A 5,567-nucleotide genomic window follows, 5' to 3' on the forward strand; every position below is an offset into this window, starting at 1 on the left:
TCCTTCTATGAGGGAAGCTTTAGCTGTCGATGATTAGGAGAAACCCGGCATTAGATAGGCTGCCTGTTTCGAGGGTTACTCGTGGAGGAAAGGGTAAACTACCTGTGAAGCAAGAGAGTTAGTATACGGGCAAAATATCAATTATATTTAATAAGATTTATAGATTAATTCAAATTTAATCTATTTTATTAAATATCTACTTAATATCTACTTTTTTTAAAACTTTTCCAAGATTTTACCATATACCTTTTTAAGTTCTGGTGGTGAATTGTTATACATTCTTTTTATGATTAATTCTGGTGTACTTTTTGCTAAGTAATTCATCTTAGGTGTTCTGTCCACAATAAGGTTATAGTTTTCATCGAGCCCTGTAGCTTCTATTCCATCTACACGTATATCAGTGTATTTCATAAGCTCATTTGCCATATGGGTTACGATTATTGCAAAGGAATTGCTTTCCTCAATCATTTCAATGAAGCTTGAAATGATCTTTACAGCCGCTTCCAATTCTGTAATTCCTTCAAGTTCATCTAAGAGTACCAATTTTTCGCTATCGCTTGTTACAATCGGCATGAATACATTCAAGAATGATTCAAAAGCACCAGCATCCAAAGATCTCTTTTTTGAAAAGTGATATATTTCATCTAATAATTTTATCTTTGCAGATTTGGCAGGTACAGGAAGTCCCATATGTGCAAGGATGGCAATTTGACTTATGGTTTCAAGAAGTGTTGTCTTACCTCCACTGTTTGCTCCAGTCAACAATGCAATGTTCTCTTCTTCATTCAATTTATAATCCACTCTTTGGATTTCCTCTGGATTGGTTCTTTCCCTTAGGCATAAGTTCAGGTGCAATGCTTGCTTAAGGTCATACTCATTGGTGAACTCTGGTTTGTTCAAATCATAAAGATAAGCGAAACATCCCAATGCATATTCATAGTCAAACTTGATTATTTCACTTACTTCCCTTTCGGCAGCTTCCTTGATGGATGCCAATTGTTCAGCAGCAGTGATCTTTTTATCAAAATAATTGTTTTCGGAATTTGAAAGAATTTCCATCTTCACCCTTTCAACTTCCATGTCATCAATTTCAATCGGATACTTCTTGATGAATGGGTCAAATGCTATCCCACTTTCTGCCTTAATTGTTTCCTTTGATTTACTTAAAATTTCGTTAAATATTTCTTCTAGTTTTGCAGGTAAGGCATTGTTTAATAAGTCGAGTACTTCATCTCCTTCAAGGTCTATATTTTGAATCCTTTCTTTCAACTCATGGTCCACATATATCTTCTCATTTTTAACAATTTCATCCAAATCCACTTCTTTGGTTTTATAGGATTCAAGTTCATCAAGTATTGGACCAACATCATTAAGGACAGTTTCCTCACCTAATATTCCTTTAATCTTGGCAACTCTTTCAAACAAATCTCTGTTTTCCTTGAAATAGTCTAAAATAACTTCAGGTACAAGCTGATAAATCGGAGCATCCTTATTTATCATGATTAAATTAGGCATGTCTCCTAAATCAAGGAATCCTTCAGTGTAAATGTAATAGATAAGTTCATATCCTCTCAATTCTTCCTGGAAGAATGGTGAATCGGATGCAGTCATTATTGTGTAGTACTTGTTCAATCCAAGATCCATTAAATAATCGGCATCTTCATGGCTTTCTGTTAGGATTGCTTTGCTTGCATCATAATTAGGCTTTGATGCCTTAGGCTCATGGAGGTTCTTCATAAGTTTATCCAAGTCATATAATGGAAGATCGCTTACCTTTTCCTTGGCATTCATTACAAAGTCTAAGCGTTCATTGATGATTTCTTCATCTTTAATGGGAGCAAGGAGCAATATTCTGTTTTTGGAGTAGGAGGTATTTGAATAGCTTAGCACTTTTTCTATGATTTCTTCATATAGCTGAATGGCCCTTTCACTTTTTAGGAATTTTTGAGCAGGATTTCCGATTAATTGATTCATTATCTCGATTGCCTTTCTTTGGCTGATTCCTTCTATGTTTATCAGTCTTTCGAGGTCAAGGTTTTCAATCACCTGATTCAATTCCTCTTCTCCTCCCAATTCATTAATGATCTTTTGAGATAATTTATCTCCAATACCCTTAATGTTCTGTAATTGCGCTCCTTCCATAAGATTACCTCAATGAGAAATTATAGTTTTTTTAATATGATTTTATAACTTGTTCTTATATGATTAATTTTTTTTATTTTTCTATTAATTTTTAAATCTTTTGATTTTCAATAATTCCAATTCTTGCATGATTTGAATATTGATTTCTTTTTGTAAAATTTAATAATTCTGTAAATTTTATTATTTTGTTATTTCAATCCTTTATCAAAATTGGCTTTTGTCAAATCAGGACAATATTTAGCTATTGTATTTTCTGATTCGCTGGAATCTTGTGCTTTTTCATCAATGATGTCTCGATATGCCTTTCCAATATCTGCAATATAATCCAATGATTTCCATCTTGCATCAATTGAAAAGTTGGAAATTCCTATTGATTTCAAATAGCCTATCTCATCAATCAGACAAAGCTCTTCAGAGTTTAGGATTATTGTCATATCCTCGTTCAAATTGGTTTTGATTGGATAATACTGATTTCTTCTGTTTTTAAGATAGTATTCATTTGAATCGATATAATATCTATTATCAAAAGAATCATTGTTTCCCTTTCTTTGCTTTTGGCTGTATTTGCTGATAAGCTTCAATTGCTTTTTGGAAACAAGTTCCTTTCTTGTAATCATTGATTCGATATTTCCATGAACCAAGACTTCCAATTCTGGAAGTGATGTGTCTTTTGAGATTTCCTTACAGTAGTCTTCCATAAGATCCTTGATGTTTTTCTTATAGATTTCAGGAGATATGGATAATGTTTTATAATTATTCCTCTCCAGCACAGCCTCTATGTTATAGACATTCAATGGATAATTTCCATAAAGATTGACATCAAACTTATCTTTTAATGACTCGTCCAATCCAATTAAGCTGGTCATTATGTCAATCTCCTGATTCATTTTCTTAAGGATTCCTATAATCTTAATTATTGATTCCTTTGTTTGCTTAGGTGCAATGTCTGGAAGTTTCCAAATTAGCTTATAATCTTGATCTTTAGAGATTTCAATAGCTTCCTTCAGGAAGTTTACGCAATAGCTTATGTTTAAGTCATGTTCCTTGAGAGATTTGTTTTCCAATATTTCCTGGCTTATCTCCTCAAAGTCCTTATTTGGAGGTATTTCCAAATAGATTCTATCAAAAACTGATTTTTTATTATTAAGGCCTCTTAATATTTCCAAGCTATTGATATATGCTGATAGCTTATATTCCTCTTCAGCACTGTTTTTAACCTTTGATTTCAAATCAATTTTCCTTCTCAACTCTTCATTGAAGCTATTGATGTTTCTTTTAGCTATTTCCAAATCCTCTAACTTTGGCTTGTAGCTTTCAATTATCTCCTCTTCAAGCTTGTTGAAGAAGGTTCTTCTAAGTTCATTGATTTCACTTATTGGAGAGAACAAACTTTTATTGTTGTTTATTGTAATCTTTTCAATGTAATAAGGCAAATCTCCAATTTTCAATAGCTGCTTTTTAATTGTCTCATTGGATATTGGTTTTTTGATAGCTTCTTCCCAAGCCTTTTCTCCCTTGATTTTTAAGGTGATCACTTTGCCGTTATCCAATTTCAGATTTCCTTTTAAGTGAGGATAATTGTCGCTGTCTATGTGGAAGTAAAGTTCCAATAATGATTTTTTGATATAATGCTCCTCTTTTTTGTGAGGAAGGTCTTTCACTTCATTTATCAATGAGTTTTTCTTTGTAAGGTAAACCTTTGAGCCTTTTACGAGTGGGAAATTGATTCTTTTGTTTTCCCTAACCCTTTTGATAACCAGAAGCTTTCCTTCAATGTCCTTGTCTTTCTCTCTTTTTCTCCAATGTCTGTCCTTTGAATCCTTTAAGACTGGTTTAGATGAGATGTCGAATCCATAGGTTTGGATGGATCCATCATTCTGATTATCTTGATTGATTTCCTTTTTAGCTCTCTTTTCCTTTCTTTTGGCTCTTTTATCCTGTTTTGTCTTTAATTTTTTCTCATCCCTTTTGGATTTGTTGTCATCAACATCCAAATTAGGATTATTTTCAATCAGTATTCCGTCTCCCTTTTCTGGAATGTGAATAAGATTATCCTTAAGTAAAATGTGAATCTCTTCAGTTTGAGGATTGTATCTGTGGATCTTTCCGACATATAATCCTTGGTGTCCAGGCTTTTTCCTGTTCATTATCATAGGATTGTTTTTTGGGATGAGATGCCCTGTTGTAAATTCTCTATTGAAGACCAATTCAAGCTCTTCAAGGGATTCAAGATTCTGCAGTTTCTGTTCTTGTTTCAGCTTTGCAATGTTCTCCTTGTCTTGAGCCTTTTTCAAATCGGTGCTTCTTCCTTTCTTGCCCTTGCTTTTTCTTTCCAATTCCTTGATATTTCTATTCAATGCTTGGCTTGTTTTGTCATATCTTAATTTATTGAGTCTTTTCCTATAGTTTTTGACAACAGTTGCAACATAATCATTGCTTCTCATTCTCCCTTCTATCTTTATGCTGTCCACTTCAAGATTGACTATCTCGTCAAGATGCTCAAACAATGAGAGGTCTTTTGGGGATAGGAGGTACTCTCCTTCGGTTTTAGGATTGATTTTCTTGGTTTTATTGATGTTCAATTCATACCTTTCCCTACAAGGTTGAGCACAGGTTCCTCTATTTCCGCTTCTTCCACCTTGCATGGAAGAGAGCAGGCAATGCCCTGAATAGCTGTAGCATAATGCTCCATGGGCAAATATCTCTATTTCAATACCTAATGAATGCGCATAATCGATAATCTCTTTCAATTCATTCATTTCAGTTTCCCTTGGAAGAACAATCCTTTTTATATTATGTTCTGATGCCCATTTGATTCCTTCAATATTGTGGATGTTCATTTGGGTTGAGGCATGGATTGTAAGTTCGGGGATGTTTTCATTTATGAGTTTCACCAGTCCAATGTCCTGAATGAGAACCGCGTCTACACCCATCTTATATAATTCCAAAAGGTAATTTGCCACTTTTTCCAATTCTCCTTCCTTGATTAGGATATTGACTGTTACATAAACCTTCACGTTATGCAAGTGAGCATATTTGACCGCTTCTCTTATTTCTGGAACTGAGAAGTTTTCTGCATATTTCCTTGCTCCAAAGTTCTCTCCAGAGAGATAGATGGAATTTGCACCAGACAATATTGCCAGTTTCAAATGTTCTGCAGATCCTACAGGTGCCAGTAATTCAGGTAATTTCATTGTTTTTTCCTCGAGTAATAAAATTTGATTTACTAATTAGTTACTAATTGATTTACTATTGATTTAGTATTGATTAACTATTTGATATAATTATTAACATGATTTTTCATGGAGCCTTCCGTTAATGAAGTTTCCTTTATTCAGTCTTGATAATGTAATGTTTTTGATTTGCTCTTTAAGCAGGTTCAAGTCATAAGTGTTGTCTTCTTTTAATGCTTGTGAGTAAAGTGA

Annotated in this window: 2 protein-coding genes; both read right to left on the minus strand. The window is 33.6% G+C overall.

The window, feature by feature from the left end:
• Positions 1 to 216: 216 nt before the first annotated feature.
• The gene (locus ACKI67_RS08390; RefSeq protein WP_407463073.1) at positions 217 to 2,142 is read right to left on the minus strand and encodes a MutS-related protein; all 1,926 of its coding nucleotides are present in this window, start codon (positions 2,140 to 2,142) and stop codon (positions 217 to 219) included.
• Between the two features lie 188 nt (positions 2,143 to 2,330).
• On the minus strand, positions 2,331 to 5,336 hold the full coding sequence (locus ACKI67_RS08395; protein WP_407463074.1) for a DUF3656 domain-containing protein: 3,006 nt from the start codon (positions 5,334 to 5,336) through the stop codon (positions 2,331 to 2,333).
• Positions 5,337 to 5,567 lie beyond the last annotated feature (231 nt).

Source organism: Methanobrevibacter sp. (genome assembly GCF_045577275.1).
GTDB lineage: Archaea > Methanobacteriota > Methanobacteria > Methanobacteriales > Methanobacteriaceae > Methanobrevibacter.